This is a genomic window from Rothia sp. HMSC075F09 (genome assembly GCF_001810515.1).
GTDB lineage: Bacteria > Actinomycetota > Actinomycetes > Actinomycetales > Micrococcaceae > Rothia.
Window position 1 is genome coordinate 1 of record NZ_KV801771.1, and the last position, 21,063, is coordinate 21,063.

Below are 21,063 nucleotides of genomic sequence, written 5' to 3' on the forward strand. Positions count from 1 at the left end.
GAGAGTCTTGTCAGACGTCGTGCTGTGGTGGCACGGGACGACAGTGAGAAAATCACCGCTGGTGCCTGGGTAAACCAGGCGCCAGCGGTGATTTTTGTGTTGCAATCTGAAATGACTGCAAATCGGAGTCATAGTGAGCAAGTCCCTATGTCTCCTACATAATCCATTGGAGTCACAGCGTGCTAAAGGTGGTGGCTTAGGGTCGTCTGATAATCTCCATGATGGTAGCTCAAACTCTGAGCCATATTGCCGTGTCGGCAAAATTCTTGTTGCTCTTATAGTACACGGAAATCATCCAGCTTTTGGCCACCATGTAATCTGTATCACATACTGGGTGGTGTGGGGTGCAGAAATGCAGAAATCTGTGTATGCGGTTTTCTGTACACGCGGCTTCCGGCGTTGGAAGCGCACTGAACAGAAAAGAGCGGACAGAAAAGGCGAACCCGGTGAGAGCCCGCCCTTAAAGCGTTATGAGGCGCTACCCTACTGGGACCACGCCTCATACCCATGACAAGGTCCGTAGCTTCGGCCAGAATCCACCGGCATACCCACTACGGCTCACCCGTTATACCTCCTCGCCTTGCGGCGACTACCTCAGGGTCTCTTGCTTTACCTTGCTAACCCCAACTATACCTAAGCTCTGAAAACACCACCAGTAATTAGGTCATACCTTAAACCTATCTTCCAGGCGTTCTCTCCACCCCACCAAGCCCGTGCCTCCTGCCCCTAGTAAAACCCCCGTTAAAAACCCCGTTAAAAACACAGTCGGGACCGTCTCGCACGCAGGCTCGAAAAGTGCGAGAATGGAACGAAAAGAAAACTACGAAAGAAGATACTTTCATGCTTATTCTCGTTGTGAACGCTGGTTCTTCCTCCCTGAAGTACCAGGTGCGTGACACCTCCCTGCCCGAGGCAGAGCAGATGCTGACCTCCGGCCTCGTCGAAAACATCGGCACCGACGTGCCCAACCACGAAGTCGCATTCGACATCATGTCTGAGAAGCTTGAGCCCGTCCTGGCAGGCCGTGAGCTGCAGGCAGTCGGCCACCGCGTGGTGCAGGGTGCAGAGAAGTTCACCCACCCCGCCCTGCTCACCGAGGAAGTTGTCCAGCAGATCGACGACCTCTCCCCGCTGGCACCGCTGCACAACCCCGCACACGCTCAGGGCATGCGCGCAGCAATGCACAAGTGGCCCTCCCTGCCGCAGGTTGCTATCTTCGACACCGCGTTCCACTCCACCATGCCCGAAGAAGCATGGCGCTACGCGATCCCCTATGACCTGGCTGACAAGTACAGCATCCGCCGCTACGGCTTCCACGGCACCAGCCACGAGTACGTCTCCCACGTTGCAGCTGACATGCTCGGCATTGCACGCGACGAGTTCAACGGCATCGTTGCTCACCTCGGTAACGGCGCGTCCGTGACCGCTGTGAAGGGCGGCAAGTCCGTCGACACCTCCATGGGCTACACCCCGCTGGCTGGCCTGATCATGGGTACCCGCTCCGGCGACATTGACCCCTCGGCACTGACCACCATCCTGATTCGTGAGGGCATCGACGGTGCACGCCTGGACACCATCCTGAACAAGGAGTCCGGTCTGCTCGCACTGGCTGGCTCCAACGACATGCGTAAGGTCGTTGAGGCTGCACAGTCCGGCGACGAGCGTGCACAGCTCGCACTGGACATGACCTCCTACCGCCTGATGAAGTACATTGGCGGCTACAACCTGGTTGTTGGCGGCGCGCAGGCGCTGATCTTCACCGCTGGTATCGGTGAGAACTCCGGCGACTTCCGCAAGCTGGTCCTGGACCGCCTCGGTGCTCTCGGTATCAAGTACAACGAGGAGGAGAACGCTAAGCGTTCCCCCGAGCCGCGCGTGATTTCCACCGAGGATTCCGCTATCAAGGTGCTGGTCATCCCCACCAACGAGGAGAAGGCTATCGCTGAGGCTACCGAGGAACTCGTCAAGAGCCTCTAAGCCCCACGCACCCCGCCGTGTAGGCGGCTCAGCGTAAAGTAATCCGCCGTGGTACCCATTCCGTATGGGTGTCGCGGCGGATTTCTTATGCCCGCAAGGCGGTGCGCCCCGGGGTCTCTGCGCTGTGTGCCCCGGCGCTGTGGCGTGCTGTAGCGTCGCGAATGGGCATTCTATGAGAAAAAGCGCATTCACATTCACTAGTAAGTGCCCAAAAACGATAGAGTGGAATCAGATAACACTCGATACGAAGCGGACGAGACATGACTCAACCCCCTGAAAACCACCAGCAGCCCGGCGGGCAGTTCAACGCCCAGCCCGGCCAGCAGGCATTCCACGCCCCCGGTGAACCCCTCCCGCAGGACCTCTCCGCCGGCTGGCTCCCCGAAGACGAGCGCCAGAAGCCGGTCAGCCCCCTGCCCCAGCCGAAGCTCTTCGCCTACCAGTCGATGCTGCCGCCGAAGGTGCTGCACGCGCTGCGTCACCCCTCCGAAATTCCGTGGCTGGTCGCCGCCTACGCGGTCACTGCGGTCGGCTACATTGTGCTGTTCATGGCGATGGCTGACCTGTTCAGCTCGATGATGCGCTACTTCTTCAGGTCTGGTGAAGAATCGATGCACACGCCTTATGTGGGTAGCACCGCTGCAAGCCTGCAGGAGACAATTTACCAGGTGGTTGCCATCCTCCTTATGGGTCCGCTTGTTGTCTTCATTGGGCGTGCTATTTTCTACGCTAAGCAGCGTGTGAACGGTGTGCGCATCACCCCGACCCAGTTCCCCGAGGCGTACCAGATGATTGCCGAAGCAGCTGAGGCTGCGGGTCTGCGCCGTGTGCCGGATGCGTACGTTATCAGCGGTAACGGCACCATCAACGCGTTCGCGGCAGGTCATGGTTTCCGTCGCTACATCGGCCTGTACTCTGATCTGTTCGAGATTGGCGGTAAGTCCCGCGACCCGCAGGCGTTGCGCTTCATTATCGGTCACGAGGTGGGCCACATCGCCGCAGGTCACGTTGGTTATTTCCGTGTAATTTTCACGGCACTCTTCGGCCAGATTCCGATGCTGTCGAGTGCGTTGTCCCGCTCGCAGGAGTACACCGCCGACAACTTCGGCTACCGCTTCTGCCCCGAGGGCGCTGAGGGCGCCGTCAAGGTGCTTGCGGCGGGTAAGTACCTGAACAAGCAGGTTAACTTCGATGAGCTTGCCGACCGTGCCGTCACTGACCGAGGCCTTGCCGTCTGGTACGTGAACCTCATCGCGAGCCACCCCGTTCTCACTTGGCGTGCGCACGCGCTGCGTGACCGTACCCAGCCCGGCCGCCTGTTCTGGCGCCCGACGGAGAACCCGACCAAGGACGGCACGCCGCGCGTTCCGGTCCTGATCCCGGCGTCTGAGCCGGTACACATGTGGCCTGACCCGATTCAGTCCACCGAGTTCATGAATGAGCACCAAGACGCGTGGGCTGACCACACTCTGGATACCGTGGACGTGTACTCCAAGCCCGAGAACGCCCCCGCGTTCGATGCGAACTCTACGCTGTTCGCTGGCTGGCTCACCGAGCAGGCTCGTGCCTTCCACGGCCAGCGTTGGGATGCGTACGCTACCGCCGGTGGCATGCCGGCACCGGGTGCTCCCGGTGGCCCGCAGATGCCCGCACCGGGTCAGCCTGCCTACGGTCAGCAGCCCGGCTTCGGTCAGCCTGCCGCAGGTCAGAACGGTGCAGCTCAGAATGGTGCAACCCAGAACGGTGCAGGCCAGCCTGCTGCAGGTCAGTCTGTTCCGGAGCAGCCTTCTAGCGGCCAGTCCGAGCAGTACGGTTACGGCCAGTACGGCAACAACTCCTCTGAGGGTGGCTCCTACGGTTACGGCTTCGACGGCGACAAGAAGTAACCGTTACACCTGACCTGAGCCGCACGGCTCAATAACTTTCACGAACCCGTCGGGGTGCTAAGGCACTCCGGCGGGTTCGGCTGTTAACCGCCTCCTGCATACTCCTAAGCTCTTCCCGTGTGACCCTCAGGTGAGAAGATGTGCCCGCCCCAGCATCCGCCGCGGGGTGCGGCCATAGAATGGAAACCATGCTTTCATCACTTCGCTCCATCAAACTCGACCCGCTGCTGACCATGCTCATTAGCGCGGTCATCCTCGCAATTATTGTGCCGGCGCGCGGCGACTTCGCCGAATGGTTCAGCACCGGAACGAAGTTCGCGGTCGCCCTGCTGTTCTACCTGTACGGCGCTCGCCTCTCCACCGCGGAGGCTATTCGCGGCCTGACCCACTGGCGTCTGCACCTGATGATTCTGAGCTGCACGTTCGTGCTGTTCCCCCTGGTCGGTTTGGCGCTTTCACCACTGCGTTATGTGCTTGGTGACGGGCTGTATATGGGCATTCTGTTCTTGACCTTTGTGCCCTCGACCGTGCAGGCGTCCATCGCGTTTACGTCCATTGCGGGCGGTAACGTGGCGGCGGCGATTGTGAGCGCTTCGCTCTCCTCGATTGTGGGTGTGGTGGCGACCCCGCTGCTCGCCATGCTGCTGATGAACACGGGCCATATTGAGTTCTCCGGAACGGTTTTCCTGGACATTGCCATTCAGCTGTTCTTGCCGTTCGTGCTCGGTCAGCTGACGCGCCGCTGGGTGGGGGAGTTCGCCAAGAAGCCGACGACCAAGTGGCTGGATAAGTTCTCGGTCATGATGATTGTGTATTCGGCGTTCTCCGCCTCAGTGGTGCAGGGCGTGTGGACGCGCGTGGCGTGGTGGCAGATCGTGCTGCTGGTCGTGCTCATGGCGATTATTGTGGCGTTCATGCTGTGGCTGACTGACCAGCTGGCTAAGCGTCTGGGCTTCAACCGTGCCGACCGCATTACGATTCAGTTCTGCGGTTCGAAGAAGTCGCTGGCGGCTGGCCTGCCGATGGCAATCATTATTTTTGGTGCGGGCTCGCTGGGTCTGATGATGCTGCCGATCATGATTTTCCATCAGGTTCAGTTGATGATTTGTACCTGGCTTGCGGGCCGCTATGCGCGCCTGGATGTGGTGGGTGCCGCCTCCGCGAAGGAAGTTCAGTAGGGGCTTGAACCCTATCTGCCGGGGTGCTCGGCGGGTGCTATTGGGGGCCTCTGAGCCTGTGAGATAAGCCTCTGATGAGGGGTTTTAATGGGTTCTTTGGGACTGGATGACCTGTCTATGAAGTGATATAGCGCGCATTCATCGAAAAACTCTCTGACTAGTGCATATGCGTGCAAAATGTGGTATTAGTACTGGTCAGTTGGTTTTCTGTGGGTTATGTGCACTCTATTGCATCAAAGTGACCAGCGAGACAATCAACACTATCGGGTGTTGAGCGGTGAAAAAGCCCCAATTTTGCCCTAGAATATTTTGTCGATGGGTTAGACAGATTTGCATCCTGTATGCAAGAATTTATGACTCATGTGGGAATGGTTGAGATTCACTCCCTCACACCGCCCACGAGCATTGATGCAGCGGATTCACTCCCCGCCCGCATCCCGCACCGGAAGAGACTCACTCACTCAACCGGAAGGAAGCTCAAAACCATTTATTCACTCAAACACAACTGGATACACTCAGCTTAATGACGCGCTTAGATTCCATCTATGCGCTAATCGCTGTCTGTATCCGCCAAGAAAGAGGACACTCCATGGCTACCATCATGAGCGTGAACGTATGCGATTCCAAGTACAACGCTGACCCCACCGGCGTACGAGACTCCACTAGTGCTATCCAGAAGGCTATCGATGATGTTGCTGCGCAGGGCGGCGGCTCCGTGGAGATTCCCGGCGGCATGTACCGCGTCTCCTACCCCTTCATCGAAATGAAGCACCGCGTCGAGATTTTCGGCCACGGTCAGGCAACCCGAATCGTCGCTTTCACCGACAAGGGTATCCCCTCCACCAAGAACGGTAGCTACGAATGCACCGGCGTTTTCCACACCGGTAGCTACACCACCCCCATGAGCGGTGGCACCAACCAGAACAAGCCCATGCGTATGGGCGTGCGTGACCTGTTCATCCGCACTAACAAGTACAACCTGCCGCTGGATTCTAAGAGCAACCAGATTTTCCTGGAGAAGCACACCCAGCCCGTCGACAACGTTGCAGGTGTCATCTTCCACACCCGCATTGCGGACGCTAATCCCGGTGAGCCGGACGCAGTGCCCACCCTGTCCAACATCGAGATTTGGGACACCGCCATCGGCGTTGCAATCCTGGGCCTGGACGACCAGGGCATGAAGATTGACAAGCTGCGCATCCGCCAGACCCTGCGCCAGGGCCTGCTGGTCGGTAAGCCCGTCGGCCACCCGCTGCGCCCCCGTGAGGGTGACACCCCCGGCGCAGCAGATAACAAGTTCTCCATGATTGACGTCTCTGACGCAAACATGAGCTACGGCACCTTCGCCGGTATTGAGATTTACACTTCTCAGTCCAAGTTCGAGGCGTCCACCAGCTGGTTCAACAAGCGTAACCAGGGTAAGAACGCCCTGTACGAAGTGAAGACCCGCCACGTGGGTGCAGGCTGGTTCATTCAGGGCACCCGCAACATGTTCATTGGCTGCACCGCCCAGGAGAACGCCGGTCACGGCTGGCTCGTGGAGTGGGGCAACAACCAGTTCATTGGCTGCCTGGGCGAGTCCTCCAGCTTCCAGGATGCTGTTACCGGCGCTGCTCGAGGCGACGAGGCAGCGAACTGGTACATTGGCCGTAACGCACGCGGTAGCCGCTTCGTGGCTCCTCGCTCGCACAACCCTTACAGCTGGGCGAAGGCTTCCCTGTACGGCTTCTACATTGAGAACAACATTCGCGATATGCACATTACGACTGCGTCCGCGAAGGATGACCGTATTGGTGATAACAACATGGTTGGCCGCCGCGTTCACGTGACCGGCGCTATGGGCGATAATGTGCTCATCGAGGTGGATCATATTCGCCACGCGACTTTCGCGCCGAAGCAGCTGGAGAAGCGCGGCAACGGCGTGTTCATGGGCTAACCCTCGCGAGTTAGGCTCTGCGGGCTGAGGCTCGTGACCACAAAATCTTAAAACGCATACGCCTGAGGGGCGGGGAGTAATCCCCGCCCCTCGGCGTTTAACCCGCCCACAAAACGGCCGAAAAACCGTAGAAAAACAGGGCAGGGGAGCGGGCATCACAGCGCCCGGTCATCGCCTCCACACGCCCAATGCGGTACCCTTGAGCAGGAGGCAGGTCTGCCGGTGCACAGACCCGCACACGTCAAAACACCCGCAGAAATGCGCCCAACACACCGCACCACGCAAACTCAACACTGCACCCACGTAGCACCGTATTCACCGCATACAGCCGTATTCACTCAATTCACTCACCCGCGCCGCCTTCAGCACCGAACGCGGTACCCATCGAAAGAATTGAGCCCCTCATGCCCGATACGCCCATGAGCATCAACGCCATCAACTACGGCGCAGACCCCACCGGTGCCAAAGACTCCACCGCAGCCATCCAGCGCGCAGTCGACGACGTCGCCGCACGCGGTGGCGGATCCGTAGAACTACCCCGCGGCATCTACCGCGTCTCCTACCCCTTCATCGACATCAAGCACCGCGTCGAAATCTTCGGCTACGGCTCCTCAACCGTCGTCATCGCGCACTCCGACCGCGCCATCCCCACCACCGCCAACGGCCACACCGAATACACCGGCGTGTTCCACGTCGGCAGCTACACCACCCCCGTCTACGGCAACTACAACGCCAACAAGCCCATGCGCATGGGCGTACGCAACCTGCACATCCGCACTAACGCCGCAAACACCCCCCATCAGCAGCTACCCGCTCGATGCGCACACCGCCCCGCTGAACAACGTCGCCGGCGTCATCTTCCACACCCACCTGACCGGCGACCTGCTCAACGAACCGGACATCGTGCCCGTTATCGCCGGCGTGGAAGTCTGGGACACCGCCATCGGCGTTGCCGTGCTCGGCCTGGACGACCAGGGCATGAAAATTGACGACGTGACCATCCGCCGCACCCTCAACCAGGGCCTGCTGCTTGGCAAGCCCGCCGGCCACCCCCGCCGCCCCAACGAAGGCCAGAACTCCGGCGCGGCAGACAACAAGCTGCGCGGCGTAGACGTTGCCGAAGCGAACCTCAGCGGAGGCTCCTACGCCGGTATCGAGGTGTACGCGGCGCAGGCTAAGTTCGAGAACTGCTCCAGCAACAGCAACCACCGCACCAGCAACAAGAACGCCCTCTACGAGCCCGCCACCCGCCACGCCGGCGCAGGCTGGATTGTGCAGGGTGAACGCAACATGTTCATCGGCTGCACCGCCCGCTCCAACGCGGGTCACGGCTGGCTCGTTGAGTGGGCGCACAATGTCTTCATCGGATGCGAAGCGGAAGGCTCCAGCTGGGCTGGCACAGTCAGCGGTGCCGCAGGCGCCGACGAGGCCGCCAACTGGTACATCAGCCGTAACGCGCGCGGTACCCGCATGGTCGCGCCCGTCTCCTACAACCCGCCGGAGAAGCCCGCCTCCCTGTACGGCTTCTACATTGAAAACAAGATTTACGACCTGCGCATCACTGAAGGTACCGCCAAGGACGACCGCATCGGCGATGGTAATATGCTCGGCCGCCGCGTGTACATCACCGGCGAGATTGGCGCGAACGTGGTCATTGAGGTTGAGGAGCTGCGCCACTCCACCTCGCCCGCCGGTCAGCTCACCAAGGAAGCCTACAACGTGATGCGCGGTTAGTAGAGACTGACGGCAACTGACGGCAGCTAGTAGACACGCCCGAACCGGTTCGGAACTTTCCTGTGAATCGTGAGGGAGGCGCGTGTGCCCTAGTGGGCGCGTTATACCGCCACATGTCGGCTAAGAATCAGGGCAGCTGCGAATGGAATATGTACCATTCGCAGCTGCTTTGTTGTTTAGAACAATGTTTAATTTTTAGTTGATAAAAGTCTCAATTAAATATTGAATAAAATATCAATATGTACTTTAAACTTTCTATGGCGGTGTAAAACAGTCCATTCACTGTGTACCACCATAGCCGTGCGACAGTATGTGGAACACGCACATCATTGGTGCACACCAAAACCGCGTATAGCCGCACGTCAGCCCCTATTCATTGCCGCTTCTCACTATTCCTCAACGCACTCCTTTCCCCTTTTCTTATTCGCTCCATTTGGCGACCCCAAAGTCGACCCAAAAATCGGTTCCTTCCGGCCGGTTCCCAACCACAATTACATAAGGACAGCCCATGCTTCCGGTTATCTCCCGAGCACTCACACCCACCACTCGCGCACGCCGCACCTTCGCTCTCACCCTCGCCCTCGCCCTCGGTGCCCTGCCCGTAGGCACCTCCGCCATCGCCTCCCACCAGGCTGTAGCTCACGCCGCCGAACCTGCTGCAGCCAACGGCCTCATCAAACTTCACCAGCCCAAGGACGACCCCAGCTACGCCGAATGCGTCGCCACGTTCCTAGGCACAATGAGCGCTACTCCCGGCGTGTGGGCAGTCTGCCACGGCTACCTCGACAACGAAGAATACACCGTCACCCGCCGCCACAGCACCGCAACCGTCACCCGCGGCCAGCTCGTACGCATGCTTTACCGCATGGCGGGATCGCCGACCGTCAAGGACCTCCCGAAAACCTCGCCCTACAAGGACGTGCCCACCGCCGACCCCAACTATGCTGCGTACATTTGGGCAGCGGACGCGGGTATCACCTCCGGATGGGATGACGGGCTCTTCCACCCGGACGAGTACGCCACCCGCCACACCCTCGCCGCGTTCCTGTATCGTGCCGCAGGTAGCCCCGACGGTGCCGCACGCCTGCGACAGATCCGCCGTCCGCTACGTGCCGAAGCCAAGAAGGCTGAGCAGTTCAAGACCGAAAACCGCTGGGCAGCCCGCACCCTGGGTGCATACCCTGAGGTTGACCGCAATGGCGATGGTGTAGCAGACGTGGTGGACCCCGCCAGCCCCCTGTACTTCTCCGATGCCCTGTACATGCTCAAGGCGTACGGTGATAAGGGCCTGAAGGTTGTGGGCACTCCCGCCGTTGACTAGGAAGCCGTTGACTAGGGGTAATACCGACTAGATGCAGTGCTGACTAGCGCATATATTCACCGCCCGCCGGTGCGACCCGAAGGTTGCGCAGGCGGGCGGTGCTCTGTTCCGGGTGCTGTGCTGTTCTGGCAGGTTGCGAGCGCCCGTGCCGCCGCGCAATCGCTTCCGTGCAATGAAAGGTGCATGCTCTGCACCCGCTAAGCTAGAAGGCATGAAGATTGCCACCTGGAACATCAACTCAATCCGCGCCCGTGAGAACCGCGTCGAAGACTGGCTCGACGAACACGACGTTGACGTGCTCGCCCTGCAAGAAACCAAAACCAAGGACGAAACCTTCCCCTTCGACCTCTTCGAATTCATGGGCTACGAGGTTGCGCACTTCGGCCTGAATCAGTGGAATGGCGTGGCAATCGCCTCCCGAGTTGGCCTCGAAGATGTGCAGCGCGGCTTCGATAATCAGCCGCACTTCGGTAAGCCCGGCGAACCCGAGGTGCTGGAGGCGCGCGCGATCGGTGCGACCTGCGGCGGCGTGCGCGTCTGGAGCCTCTATGTGCCCAACGGCCGCGGCCTGACCGACCCGCACATGGACTACAAGCTCCACTGGATGGAGGCGCTGTGCCAGAACGTGCACAACGAACTGGCTGCTAACCCGCAGTCGCAGCTTGCCCTGGTCGGTGACTGGAACGTCGCCCCCGAGGATGCCGACGTGTGGGATATAGACTACTTCCTGCGCAACGAAATGACCCACGTTTCCGAACCCGAACGCCGTGCCTTCGCCGCCCTACTCGAAGAGGGCATGGTGGATGTAGTGCGCCCGCACACTCCGGGTGAATACACCTACTGGGACTACCAGGCGGGCCGCTTCACCAAGGATGAGGGTATGCGCATTGACTTTCAGCTGTTCTCGCCCGCGCTTGCCGCACGCGTGGAACGTGCCTGGATCGATAAGGTGGAGCGCGCCGGTGAAGGCGCAAGCGACCACACGCCGGTCGTGGTTGAGATTGCCGACTAATCCGAGCGCATAGCTTGCCGTAGAACCGCGTGCAGCAAGGAGGCGGGGGAGGGATCCCTCGCCTCCTTACTGTGTCTGCCGGTGCTTCTGTCTCTGGGCTTCTGCCAATATTTCAAGGTTTTCTGTGTGGCTTAGTTGAAAAGTTCGGCTAGCCGAACTATTATTAAATTCCGCCCGGGACGACAGGCAAAAGCGCATTATGATGCCTGCGCAGACACACCGTGTCCCTAGCGTCCCGGCGCGGCAAATTCCACACATCAACCACATACTCAAACCCGTGACTTCCAATGAAGGATGCCTCATGAACGCTTTCACCCCCGCAGGTAGCAACGCACGCCGCCTCGTCCAGGCGCTCTGCGCCGCCCTCGCACTCACCCTGCTACTCGTGCTCACCGGCTGCGGTAGCACCTCCAGCACCACCGAAGGCGCTAAGAGCAGCAGCGGTAAGAAGACCGTGCTCACCACCTTCACCGTGCTCGCAGACATCGCCCGCAACGTGGCAGGCGACGACCTGAACGTCGAATCCCTCACCAAGCCCGGTGCAGAGATCCACGAGTACGAGCCCACCCCCTCCGACCTGAAGAAGGCGCACGCCGCCGACCTGGTGCTCGACAACGGCCTGAACCTCGAATCCTGGTTCGCGAAGTTCGTTGAAGAATCCCACGCTAAGCACGTGACCGTCTCCGAGGGGGTCACGCCCATCTCCATTACCGAGGACGCCTACGCGGGCAAGCCCAACCCCCACGCCTGGATGAGCCCCAGCAACGTGCAAAAGTACGTGGACGTGATGATTCGCGAATTTAGCGCCCTCGACCCGGGCCACGCCGCCGACTACAAGACCCGCGGTGAAGCCTACAAGAAGCAGCTGCAGGGCGTGCGTGACGAGCTCGTCAAGGAAATCTCCACCCTGCCCGAGAACCAGCGCGCACTGGTCACCTGCGAAGGTGCCTTCTCCTACCTGGCGGCAGACGCGGGCCTGAAGGAAAAGTACATTTGGGCGGTCAACTCCGAACAGCAGGCGACCCCCTCGCAGATTTCCTCCGCGATCGACTACGTGCGCGAGAACCAGGTGCCCGCCGTGTTCTGCGAATCCACCGTCTCTGACAACCCGATGCGCCAGGTCGCAGACGCCACCGGCGCACGATTCGGCGGCGTGCTCTACGTAGACTCGCTCTCCGAGGCGAACGGCCCCGTGCCCACCTACCTGGACATGATTCGCTACGACGCACGCACCATCGTTGCGGGCCTCAAGGGCAACTCCTAAACTCGGCATAAAGCCCGAATAAACCCGGGCTAAACCAGGGTCAAACCCGGCATCGAAAACCCCGGGTAAACCCCAAACCCCCGATAGGATAGGAGGGGCGGTCGCCTTCATGGCTCCGCTCCTCCCACGCCGTTAACACTCGCTCACACAAGCAACTCATCAACACACCGAAGAAACCCCGAAAGAGCCACCGAATGTCACTTCTCAGCTGCGAAAATGTGCACGTGAACTACGGGCCAGTCCGCGCCCTCACCGGCGCATCCTTCACCCTGGACACCGGGCGTATCTGCGGCCTGATCGGTATGAACGGCTCCGGCAAATCCACCCTCTTCAAAGCCATCATGGGGGTCGTGCCCATGCACGCCGGCAGCATCACCCTCGACGGGCAGCCCGTCGGCGGTAACCGTGGCAGCCGCGGCAAGAACGCGCACCACCACCGCGCCGGACTCGTCAGCTACGTGCCGCAGAGCGAAGAAATCGACTGGACCTTCCCCATCTCCGTGCGTGAGGTCGTCAGCATGGGCCGTTACCGCAACCTCGGCATCACCCGCCGCCTGCGTGCCGCAGACCGTGCCGCCGTGGATGAGGCGCTCGCCCGCGTGGAACTGACCGACCTTGCCGACCGTCAGATTGGGGCGCTTTCGGGCGGTCAGCGTAAGCGCGCCTTCGTGGCACGCGCTATCGCTCAGGGCGCCCAGCTGCTGCTGCTGGATGAGCCTTTCGCCGGCGTGGACAAGCGCAGCGAAGCGATGCTCATTCAGGTCATCGAACAGTTGCGTGACGAGGGCGCGACCGTGCTGGTTTCCACGCACGACTTGGCGAGCCTGCGCCAGTTCGCCGACGAGGCACTACTGCTACGCGGCGATATTCTGATGCACGACACCCCCGAGAAGGTGCTCGCCCCCGAGAACCTGGTGCGTGCCTTCGGCATGGAAGTGGACGCCGGCGCGCCGACTGCCGCCTCCAGCGCTACTACCTCTGGCACTACTACGATCAGCTCTGCGGAAGGGAAGAACTAAATGGACATCCTCAACTTTCTGGTGGAGCCGCTGACCCTGCCCTTCATGCTCCGCGCATTCGTGGTCACCGTCATCGCCGCCGCCGTCTGCGCCCTGCTCTCTTGCTGGCTCGTGCTGCTCGGCTGGTCGCTCATGGGCGATGCGATCTCGCACGCGGTGCTGCCCGGCGTGGTGCTCGCCTACATTTTTGGTGCGCCCTTCGCGGTGGGTGCGGTCATTGCCGCGCTCGTGGCGGTGGCGCTCATCGGCGGGGTGCGGCGTAGCGGACGCGTGCGCGAGGATGCCGCGATCGGCATCGTGTTTACGACCTTGTTCGCGTTCGGTCTGGTGCTGATTTCGGTTACGCCGTCGAATACCGACCTGAACCATATTCTCTTCGGTAACGTGCTGGGTGTGTCCTGGTCGGACGTCTGGCAGGTCGCTATCCTCGCGGTGGTGGTTGCCGCCGTGCTGCTGGTCAAGCGCCGCGACTTTGTGCTGTACGCCTTCGACCCGGGCTTTGCGCAGGCGGTGGGGTTGCGTCCGCGTCTGCTCGGTGCGCTGCTACTCATTATGCTGGCGCTGACTTCCGTGGTGGCGCTGCAGATTGTGGGTGTGGTGCTGGTCGTGGCGATGCTCGTCATCCCCGGCTCCACGGCGCGCCTCATTACCGACCGGTTCGTGCCGATGCTCGCGGTGAGCGTGGGTGTGTCCCTGGTGGGCACGCTGACCGGCCTGTACGCCAGCTACTACGCGGACGTATCCCCCGGTGGTGCCGTGGTCGTCACGCAGGGCATACTGTTCGCCCTGGCGTACGTGTTCGCCCCGCGCTACGGTCTGCTGGGCAGGATGCGTGCCCGCCGGCTCAACACTGGTGCAACGAAAACTGAGCCGTCAGCTTCCTAAGAAAGCTCACTCTGTGAAAGCCCACTGAGTACGCTCACAACATACAGCAATAGGCGGAAAGTCCCACCGTGGGGCTTTCCGCCTATTGCTATCTTTTGAAGGTTAGGGGCGCGTACCCGCCCGGATTTCCGGGCTAGAAGTCCGCTGCTAGAGCCCTGTATCTACCGCACCGTGCGGGACACGAACAGGGAGGCGGTCGCCTCCGCACCCAACGGAATAATGGTGCCGCCGGGCTTCACCGCACCGGCCGCGTCCGTCTCGTGCAGGTTGCCGGAACCGGCACCGACCACGCTCACGTTCACCGCCTCCGAGAAGGGCGCACCCTCCTCAATGTGTAGGCGCACGCCGGGCACAAAGCCGTGGCCCTGCAGGTAGCGCAGCAGGCGCGGGTCGTCATCGTTAATGCGTTCGAGCACGACTGTTTCGCCGGGTTCGCACTGGCTCAGCGGCACGGTCTGCGGAAAACTAATATGCCCCGAAGAATCCGGGATCGGGTCGCCGTGCGGGTCGCGGGTCGGGTGCCCCAGCAGGGTGTCGATGCGGTCCACCATGAAGTCGGATACCGCGTGCTCCAGAACCTCCGCCTCGTCGTGCACACGGTCCCAGGTGTAGCCGAGGGTCTCCACGAGGAACGTCTCAATGAGGCGGTGGCGGCGGATCATTGCCAGCGCGTAGGAGCGGCCGGTTTCAGTGAGCTCAATAGCGCCGTAGGGCTGATGCTCGATCAGGTCGGCGGCGGCGAGGCGCTTGAGGCCGTCAGATACCGAAGAAATGCGCAGGCCCATGCGTTCTGCCAGGGCGGATGCGGTGGCAGGGGTTTTGGTCCATTCTTCGAGGCTCCAGATTTCCTTGAGGTAGTTCTGGGTGCTGACGGAAAGTTCTGAAAGAGGCATAAAGATAAGTTTACCTTTTCTCTGGTTTTGCCCGTCGAGCTACAGGGTATTCAGCGCGGGCTTAAAAAGCGTCCCGCCCGGATAGTTCACCCCTGGCAGGGGGCGACCATCACGGGCGGGATCAGGTGTTCGGTTCCGCGCCGGCAGGTACAGAAGGCTGGCAGGTACCAGGTACGAAAGGCTGGCAGGCGCGAAAGAATGAGGGATGCGCGGCGGCGGTTAGGTGGCGCGGCGGCGCGAACGGTCAATACGGGTCAGCAGCTCGATGAGGGCACCGCGTGCCGCCTGCTCCTCATGCCAGAGGGAGCGGACGAGGGTGCGGCTGACCGCCTGGGTGGTGATGCCGAGCGCGGTTGCGGCTGCTTTCTGCTGGCCGCGCACGCCGGGTACGAGCAGGTTTACTACGCGCCATTCGGCGTCGGTACGGTCGGCGCATACGCGGTAGAGCAGGCGTGCGGAGCCTGCGGCGAGGTCGGCGAGGTGGCGGTTGTCGGCGCTGACGCTGATGCAGCGTACGGGTGCGCCTCCTTGTGCTTCTTCGACGGCGAGGCGTGAGAATTCGAGGGCGTCGCCGGTGCAGTCGGTGGTGCTGACGGCGCCGAGTGCGCCTGCGAATCGGGGGATGTTGAGCTCGCCGATTCCGATGCCGACCCAGAAGCCGTTATCGCGCGCGGCAATGAGCGCCGCGTGGAGTGCGTCGCTGGCGCGGTCGAAGGCGCCCTGAATTTCGTCAGGGTATGTCTGGGCGAAGGCAACACGCGGGTTGAGCTTTGCGAGTTCGTCCGACAGTGCAGTGAGTGAGTGCTGTGCGGAACGTTGAATAAAGGTTAGAACGAACACCTTCCTATTATGCCGTAAAACCTTCAACAAGCGGCGTAAGGTTCGCCGTAATACCGGCAACATTTAAACCCCTAAAAATACGCATTGATAAGGGGAATTATCGTGAGCATGCACTGTGTGCAGAAATCCTCGAAAGGACGTAGAACACCCCCGAAAGGAAAATAATTTTCATGCAAGTGCACGTTGAATTATTCGCTTTCGGGGGCGTTGAGTGGAGTTGATAGACGGGGCTACCGCGGAACTACTGTGCGTTCGTTACCTGCGAGATATGCGGCAGCTGACGCAGCGGCTTCTGGAATACCATCACCACCAGCGACAGGAAAATGAACACCGCGTAGAACAGTGCCGTGTACGTAATACCCCAATCAACAATGAGGAAGCCAGCCAGCAGAACAGCCAGCGGGGTCAGCGCCATGTTCGGGATGCCCTGCACCGAGTGCACGCGACCGATCATGTGCTCCGGGGTGGATGCGTTAATGTACGCAATGATGCTCGAATTGAAGGAGGGGAGTACAATACCCGCCAGCACAATCAGCAGGCACACCGCCCACAGCATCGAATGAACCACCGGCAGCAACAGGTAGCAGGCCGACATGATGGCCAGGGAGGTGATACCCAACGGGCCGAGCGCAAACTTCTCGGTCAGCGGGCCGACCAGGAACGAACCGAGCAACACGCCCACGCCGAAGGCGCTCGCAAAGATGCCGATGAAGAGCGGGTGTGCGCCCTCCAGGGTGTAGTAGTAGATGAAGGTGAGCGGAATGCCGACCGTTCCAAAGTTTGCAAGCGTTGAAACGAACGCAATGGACACCAGTACTTTGTTCTTCAGGATGTACTCGAAACCGGCTTTTGAGTCCTGCCAGAAGCTGGTTTTCTCGCCTTCCTCCTCTTCTGCGGGCTGCCGACTAGCGCCGTAGCTCTTGGGCGCGACGATGAATGCCAGCAGGTTGACGACCGCGTGAACTGCGGTCATGAGCACGGTCGAGAAGCCGATAATGATGCCGGCGACCGGGCCGCCCAGCAGGTTAGCGGTGGACTCGCGCGTCTCGCCCATACCGGAGGCGTACCCCAGGTGTTCCTTGGGGACTACACGGGTGATGATGGACTGTTCACTCGGGTAGTCAAAGGTGGAAATGATAGCGGCGAGAGAAATCGTGATCACCAAAACGTAAATATTGGTGACGTTGAAAACGAGGTAGAGAAGAATCGCTATCCAGGACAGTGACTGGCCGATACAGGACAGTGCCAGGCACTTTGAGGGGCCGATTCTGTCGACCCACGTTCCAGATATTGCTCCGGCGCAGGTGGCGAGAACACCCGCGACGAAGAGGGTGATACTCGCAGCTTCGGGGGAGCCGGTCAGCGCCAAAATAATGATGGGCGTGGTGATATAGCTCATCGAGTCTGAGAGCTGGTTGGCTCCAATGGCAAAGAGAGTATTTCGAAAATCTCTATTCTTGAGTAGCTCGGTGTTGACACTCATGGGGGACCTCCACGATGGGGTTGGGTGTCGCGCGGCGTGCAGTCCGTCGTGCGTAGTTCATTGTGCGCAATTCGTAGCGCGCAATCGTATGAGTGAATACCCCGACAGCCGGCTGTGCCTGCCTGTATTCGCTTGTTTTCGCCTGTGCCCGCCGGTCATGACGGGCCCGCCGGTCATCACGGGGTGGTTGAGGGTGCACTGGGCGGCTCATCGGGAGCCACCCCCGCACAAGAAGTGTGTCGCGCGATACTTTAGATTCTATAAGAGATGTTAATCATATACATGAACGCTGGTTGAAAAACTTTCCTCATTTTGAGTATTGACATTAGGGTTAGTTTGACTATAATTCATTCTTGGTGCTTCCGCCCGGCTGAGCCCTGACTAAACCCGGCTGACCCGATTCCGGGCACACCAAAGACGCCCGCAACCAGGCTCCGCCAATCCACACCGCCAGACCCTGTTACAGTCAGCCCCGCAACGCAGCGGGTGGGGGAGTGTAGAAGAGCGCAGAATAAGGGCCGCACTAGGGGTGCTACTCCACCAGGCCCGCGAAGCCCGACAGAGCCAGCACCTCCTCAACATCCTGCGGCACCGAACGCGCCACCCACGGCGAATGCACCAACACCGCCTGCCACTGACCGCGCGACACCGCCACATTCAAACGATTCGGCGACAGCACAAACCCGGCACCGCGCCCAGAATCAACCCGCGACGATGCCAACGACACCAACACCACCGCAGCCTCCTGACCCTGGAACTTATCCACCGTACCCACACGCACGCCAGCACCTGAAGAATCCGCCAAACCAGCAGCAATCAGCGCCTCACGCACACAATCAACCTGCGCGTTATACGCCGCCACCACAATGCAATCCTCCGCCGCCAACGGGCGCGGCTCAGCACCAGCCGCCGGAACCCACTCACTGCCCAACAACTCGCGCACGCAATCCACCACCGCCTGCGCCTCCTGCACAGAACGCACCGAACAGCCCACATGCTCCACCGGATACGACACCAGACCCGGCTCAACGCCCTGCAGGGCACGACCGGCGGTCGCCGCCGCGCTCGCCAACGCGCCATCATACGACAGCCACGAAACCCGCTCGCACAACGCCGAATCCATGCGCCACGACTCACCCAAGAAATAGCCAAAACGAGGATCCAACGCCGCCGCACCATCAGACAACCAACCCAGCGCCGAAACATCCACCGGGTACGGGTGCACACCCGTCGACACCTGCGGCAACTGCTGCGGATCGCCCAACAGCAGCACCGAACGAGCCGCACGAGCCGCCGCCACCGTATTCGTGAGCGAGAACTGGCCCGCCTCATCAACCACCAGAACATCTAGCGACCCGGCAGGCACGCGACGCTCACTCACGTAATCCCACACCGTACCGCCAAACAGCAGGCCGCCCGCACCAGAAATCAGCTCCACCAGCTCAGAATCAGACACCTCAGACCACGGGGCGTCCGGAGTCACCGACTTACCGCGCAGACGCACCGCACGCGAAACATCAAAACCATCACGGGCACAGCACGCCAACATGAGATTCTCAATCACCGCATGCGACTGAGCCACCACGCCCACCTTCGCACCCTCAGCCACCAGACGCGCAATCACATGCGAGGCGAGGAAGGTCTTACCCGCACCCGGAGGGCCCTGAACCGCCACATAGGAATGGTCGAGAGCGCGAACCGCCGCGTGCACGGCATCCACCGTGGGCAGGTCAGAGGCGGAAAAATCAACCTCAAGGGGTAGATTTTCTGCATTCTTGGCGTTCGAGGCGCCCTTCTTCAGGCGCGGCGCGCGGCGGAACAACAAATCCGTGGAGGCACTCTCCACCCCCGTCAGCGAAGCCGCCGCATCGAGCACGCTCGGCAGGGTGCTGGGGGAGGAGGGGGTATTGGAGGGCTTGGAATCCTCGCCGGGCACGGGGCCATTAAGCACGGGGTCGCTCGGCATGAGGGTGCCGTTGAACAGCAGCCCGTGCACATCAGCCTGCAGAGCCGCCTCAATCGTCGCCGTAGACACCGGATCGCCAGGACCAATACCCGAAGGCAGGGCACCGTGCGGCTCATCCTTCACGCGGATGCGCTCCTGCAGAAGCACCTCCAAGAACTCGCCAGCCGACTCGCCGGTCGACTTGCCGGACTCTGGGGCAGCCTCTTCGGGGTCCACAGAATCCGCGGAACCGGCACGGAAACCGCCCTGCGCCACCGCCAGCACACGCATGCCAAAGAAACCCGTCGCCGCCAACTCGGCAGGCACACGCTCACCCGGATTCGACGCACGGAAATAATTCACCTGCGACTCCATACGGTCCAGCGCAATCTGCGGGCTCAAACCCGCCTCATACGCACAAAACACCGCACGGTCAGAGGGCGCAATCACCAGGCTCGGGTCAGCCTCAATTCGCGCACGCAACAGGCGCACCTGCGCGCCGCGCACACGATACCAGCCGGGGGCGTCTTCAACCTCGGTGGGCTCCTTCATGGCGGCGGCTAGCGCCTCCAGGTCTGCGGGGGTATTCAGAAGAGCATGCGCATGCTCCACCGAAAGCACCTGCACCCGATTAAGGTACGCGTAATCGCGGCTCGCCACCCACGCCGTCGGGCCGTCCTCCAGGCGGCGAATGTGCTCACGCCAGAACGGGGCACGCTCGCGGCGGTGATAATTCGTCATGGACAACAGCATCGCCGCCTCAAGCTCACCGGCACCCCAGCCGTGCTCCGCCGCGTGCTCCTCCAGGGAGGCGAGCTGGGCATCCAGCAGGCACTGCAGGCGGTACTGTTCGCTGTCGTTCTCGACGGCGGCGGGCACCCGGTACATGACCGGGTGCTCCTCAGTTTCGGGATTCTCGGCGGTATCTTCGGCAGTGTCTTCGGTGACGAGCTCCGGGGCATCGGTCGCGAGGGCAAGAGAAGCCGCCGCGTTCAGGCACGCCGGGCACTCGTCGCAGGTCAGAAAATAGGGGATGCGCTCGGCAAGTTCCGCCGGTTCTACACCCTCGTTCAGCGCCTGGGTGAGCAGCAGGAGACGTTGCTCTTGCAGGCGAATTAGCGGCAGAATACGCGCCGAATCAACCCGGTGAGGTTGAGGAACGGGGGAGGAATGCTCAGTGGGCTCCGAATCAGGTTCTGCGCCGTACTCATCCGCGCCGTGCCCCAGATGAAGGTCGAGGCGCGCGGCATTCTCGGCACTCTCGGTTGCACTAGCGGTCAGCAGGTGCGCCGCCAGGGCACCTCGCAATAGTGCCCGATGTGCCGCCTCACCCAGGTGCGGGGTGCAGGCGATTCGGGCGGTATTGCTCTCGGAGGTGCTGTTCTCAGGCGAGTACTCCAGACGGTCGAGCTCCACCGTGTAGGTCAGCCCCGCCGCGGAGGTCGCCACCAGCGGCACCGGGCGCGCTGTGCCGCCCGCGTGCTCACTGCTGCCTACTCCACAGCCGACCATTCCACCGGCGGTTAGCGCCCGCAGGCACTCGCGGTACGCTTCGCGGGCGCGCTCCAACTTCTCGTGGGTCGGGTGGGCAGACTGCTTCTGCGCACGCTCCCGAAGCTCGGTGTAGAGCCGCAGCTCGCAGGCGGAGGTAGCGGTCAGATCAGCGAGGGTGAAGGTAAGGTCCATGGTG

General features: G+C 61.1%; 15 protein-coding genes. 11 read left to right on the top strand and 4 right to left on the bottom strand.

Annotated features, from left to right (window positions below; translation table 11 throughout):
- Positions 1 to 840 precede the first annotated feature (840 nt).
- The 11 genes from HMPREF2749_RS00790 (at position 841) to HMPREF2749_RS00835 (ending at position 14,212) form a co-directional block, all read left to right on the top strand.
- Positions 841 to 1,977: an acetate/propionate family kinase gene (locus HMPREF2749_RS00790; RefSeq protein WP_005507659.1), complete on the top strand. Its 1,137-nt coding sequence runs from the start codon at positions 841 to 843 to the stop codon at positions 1,975 to 1,977.
- A 260-nt stretch (positions 1,978 to 2,237) separates the two neighbouring features.
- Positions 2,238 to 3,863, top strand: a complete 1,626-nt coding sequence (locus tag HMPREF2749_RS00795; RefSeq protein WP_070593028.1) for a M48 family metallopeptidase — start codon at positions 2,238 to 2,240, stop codon at positions 3,861 to 3,863.
- Positions 3,864 to 4,042: 179 nt separating this feature from the next.
- Positions 4,043 to 5,041, top strand: a complete 999-nt coding sequence (locus tag HMPREF2749_RS00800) for a bile acid:sodium symporter family protein (protein WP_371325928.1) — start codon at positions 4,043 to 4,045, stop codon at positions 5,039 to 5,041.
- 589 nt (positions 5,042 to 5,630) lie between these two features.
- The gene (locus HMPREF2749_RS00805) at positions 5,631 to 6,977 is read left to right on the top strand and encodes a glycosyl hydrolase family 28-related protein (protein WP_070593032.1); all 1,347 of its coding nucleotides are present in this window, start codon (positions 5,631 to 5,633) and stop codon (positions 6,975 to 6,977) included.
- Between the two features lie 404 nt (positions 6,978 to 7,381).
- The gene (locus HMPREF2749_RS09350; protein WP_246823469.1) at positions 7,382 to 7,966 is read left to right on the top strand and encodes a glycoside hydrolase family 55 protein; all 585 of its coding nucleotides are present in this window, start codon (positions 7,382 to 7,384) and stop codon (positions 7,964 to 7,966) included.
- Entirely contained in the window at positions 7,881 to 8,711 is an 831-nt protein-coding gene (locus tag HMPREF2749_RS09355; protein ID WP_246823470.1) for a hypothetical protein, read from the top strand. The genes HMPREF2749_RS09350 and HMPREF2749_RS09355 overlap by 86 nt, the downstream gene beginning before the upstream one ends.
- Positions 8,712 to 9,219: 508 nt before the next feature.
- The gene (locus HMPREF2749_RS00815) at positions 9,220 to 10,032 is read left to right on the top strand and encodes an S-layer homology domain-containing protein (protein ID WP_070593034.1); all 813 of its coding nucleotides are present in this window, start codon (positions 9,220 to 9,222) and stop codon (positions 10,030 to 10,032) included.
- Between the two features lie 211 nt (positions 10,033 to 10,243).
- Positions 10,244 to 11,044 carry an exodeoxyribonuclease III gene (locus HMPREF2749_RS00820; RefSeq protein ID WP_070593036.1) on the top strand — a complete coding sequence of 267 codons (801 nt, stop codon included), beginning with the start codon at positions 10,244 to 10,246 and terminating at the stop codon, positions 11,042 to 11,044.
- 301 nt (positions 11,045 to 11,345) lie between these two features.
- Complete coding sequence (locus tag HMPREF2749_RS00825; protein ID WP_049349880.1) at positions 11,346 to 12,308, top strand: metal ABC transporter substrate-binding protein; 963 nt, start codon at positions 11,346 to 11,348, stop codon at positions 12,306 to 12,308.
- Between the two features lie 194 nt (positions 12,309 to 12,502).
- The gene (locus HMPREF2749_RS00830; protein WP_049349881.1) at positions 12,503 to 13,327 is read left to right on the top strand and encodes a metal ABC transporter ATP-binding protein; all 825 of its coding nucleotides are present in this window, start codon (positions 12,503 to 12,505) and stop codon (positions 13,325 to 13,327) included.
- Positions 13,328 to 14,212, top strand: a complete 885-nt coding sequence (locus tag HMPREF2749_RS00835; protein ID WP_049349882.1) for a metal ABC transporter permease — start codon at positions 13,328 to 13,330, stop codon at positions 14,210 to 14,212.
- A 161-nt stretch (positions 14,213 to 14,373) separates the two neighbouring features.
- On the opposite strand, the gene HMPREF2749_RS00840 is transcribed toward HMPREF2749_RS00835, so the two are convergent.
- From HMPREF2749_RS00840 to HMPREF2749_RS00855, 4 genes are all read right to left on the bottom strand, one after another.
- Positions 14,374 to 15,105, bottom strand: coding sequence for a metal-dependent transcriptional regulator (locus HMPREF2749_RS00840; RefSeq protein WP_005504316.1), 732 nt, complete (start codon positions 15,103 to 15,105; stop codon positions 14,374 to 14,376).
- 219 nt (positions 15,106 to 15,324) lie between these two features.
- Entirely contained in the window at positions 15,325 to 15,945 is a 621-nt protein-coding gene (locus HMPREF2749_RS00845) for a hypothetical protein (RefSeq protein WP_005507641.1), read from the bottom strand.
- Positions 15,946 to 16,186: 241 nt separating this feature from the next.
- Complete coding sequence (locus tag HMPREF2749_RS00850; RefSeq protein WP_070593038.1) at positions 16,187 to 17,428, bottom strand: MFS transporter; 1,242 nt, start codon at positions 17,426 to 17,428, stop codon at positions 16,187 to 16,189.
- 532 nt (positions 17,429 to 17,960) lie between these two features.
- A complete protein-coding gene (locus HMPREF2749_RS00855; RefSeq protein ID WP_070593040.1) occupies positions 17,961 to 21,059 on the bottom strand; it encodes a DEAD/DEAH box helicase in 3,099 nt (1,032 codons plus the stop codon).
- Positions 21,060 to 21,063 lie beyond the last annotated feature (4 nt).